This window comes from Mitsuaria sp. TWR114, from assembly GCF_007997345.1.
The window spans coordinates 1-1876 of record NZ_VOSR01000758.1; the positions used below are offsets into that span (position 1 = coordinate 1).

2 protein-coding genes and 1 pseudogene are annotated in these 1876 nt (G+C 73.2%); all 3 read left to right on the forward strand.

Annotation, left to right across the window (positions count from 1 at the left end; all coding sequences use genetic code 11):
• Positions 1 to 844 (forward strand): annotated as a pseudogene (locus FUT87_RS23780) (2-oxoglutarate dehydrogenase E1 component); the annotation flags it as partial.
• A 49-nt stretch (positions 845 to 893) separates the two neighbouring features.
• Positions 894 to 1613 (forward strand): filamentous hemagglutinin N-terminal domain-containing protein, encoded by a 720-nt coding sequence (locus tag FUT87_RS23785; RefSeq protein WP_255511995.1) that lies wholly within the window; start codon positions 894 to 896, stop codon positions 1611 to 1613.
• Between the two features lie 9 nt (positions 1614 to 1622).
• On the forward strand, positions 1623 to 1876 hold a 254-nt coding region (locus FUT87_RS31090), incomplete at its 3' end, for a hypothetical protein (RefSeq protein ID WP_255511996.1).

Sequence of the window (1876 nt, forward strand, 5' to 3'; positions counted from 1 at the left end):
GCTGTCCGAGGAGGCGGTGCTCGGCTTCGAGTACGGCCACAGCGTGCAGGCCCGCGACACGCTGACCGTGTGGGAAGCGCAGTTCGGCGACTTCGTCAACGGGGCGCAGATCTTCCTGGACCACTACATCAGCTGCGGCGAGGAGAAATGGGGCCTGCCCAGCGGCCTCACGCTGCTGCTGCCGCATGGGCACGAGGGCGCGGGGCCGGAGCAGTCCAACGCCTTCCTGGGCCGCATGCTGCAGCTGTGCGGCGCGGACAACCTGCGCGTCGCCTGCCCGTCGACCTCGGCCCAGTACGCGCACCTGCTGCTGGACCAGGCGATGACGCCGCGGCGCAAGCCGCTGATCGTGCTCACGCCCAAGACCCGTTTGATGAGCGACGCGCGCAGCCAGACGCCGGTCCGGATGCTCGCCGACGGTCGCTTCGAGCCCGTGCTGGACGAGGTCGCGGCCGATCCGGCCGTCGTGCGGCGCGTCGTGCTGTGCAGCGGCAAGCTGCATTACGAGTTGCGCGACGGACGGGACGCGATGTCGGTGTACGCCCCCGAGCGGGCGGCCGAGATCGCGCTGGTGCGCGTCGAGCGGCTCTACCCGTTCCCGAGCGATGAACTGGGCGCCGTGCTGCGGCGTTATCCGGGCCTGGAGATCGCGGTCTGGGCGCAGGAGGAAACCCGGCACCAAGGCGCGTGGCATTTCGTGCGCGACGAGTTGTCGGCGCTGCTGCCGGCCGGCGTGACGCTGCGCGAGGTCTCGCGGGCGCCCTCCGCGGCGGGGGCGACCGCGTCGGCCGTGTTGCACCGCGAGCAGCAGGCGGACCTGGTGCGGCAGGCCCTGGATGGCTGATTCCGCCGCACTTGCGTAAGAATGCGACGTCACGTCTGCAGGCCCGCCCATGAACAAGCACGTTCCGCGCGTTCCGCATCGAAGTGCCCCGCCGGCTCCGCTGCCAGCCCCGTTGCCGGTGGCCTGCGCCGCGGCGATCCTGCTGGCGGGCGCGGCCCTGGCGCCGTCCGCGGCGGCCGCGCCGGGCGGCGGCCAGGTGACCGCGGGCAACGGCCGCATCGTCCAGGGCAACGGCACCACCACCATCACGCAGCAATCGCCCCGGCTGGCGATCGACTGGACCAGCTTCGGCATCGCCGCCGGCGAATCGGTCCGCTTCATCCAGCCCGGCCCCGGCGCGATCGCGCTGAACCGCGTCACCGGTCGTGAACCCAGCAGCATCCTGGGCGAGCTCAGCGCCAACGGCACCGTGTTCCTGCTCAATCCGAACGGCGTGCTGTTCGGCCGCGGCGCGCGGGTCGACGTCGGCAGCCTGGTCGCCAGCACGCTGCAGCTGAGCAACGCGGACTTCGAGGCCGGGCGTCATGCGTTCTCCGGCGACAGCGCCGCGAGCGTCGTCAACCGCGGCACGATCCAGGCGGGCGCCGGCGGCAAGCTGGCGCTGATCGCCGCCAAGGTCGAGAACGCGGGCACGCTGAACGCGGACGGCGGCAGCGTGCTGCTCGCGGGCGCGTCCGCGGTCTCGCTGACGCTGGCCGATGGCCGGCCGCTGGGGCTACACCATCAGCCGCGGCGCGGCCCAGGGCGCTGGCCGCCAACGGCGGGCTGATCGTCGCCGATGGGGGGCCATGTCGTGCTCACCGCCAAGGGGCTGGACGGGCTGGCCGAGTCGGTCGTCAACGCGTCGGGCGTCGTGCAGGCCAGGACGGTGCGCCAGGACCGCGGCGTGATCGAGTTGATCGCCGACCCGGCCACCGGCGTCGCGCGGGTCGAGGGGCGACTCGACGCCAGCGCGCCGGAGGCGGCGGGGTCGGCGGCACGATCCGCGTGCTGGGCGACAAGGTCGGCGTCTTCGACGGCGCGCGGCTGGAC

What these genes read in the sequence shown, in the direction of transcription:
- FUT87_RS23785 (WP_255511995.1), top strand. Translation starts at nt 894, where the DNA reads ATGAACAAGCACGTTCCGCGCGTTCCGCATCGAAGTGCCCCGCCGGCT.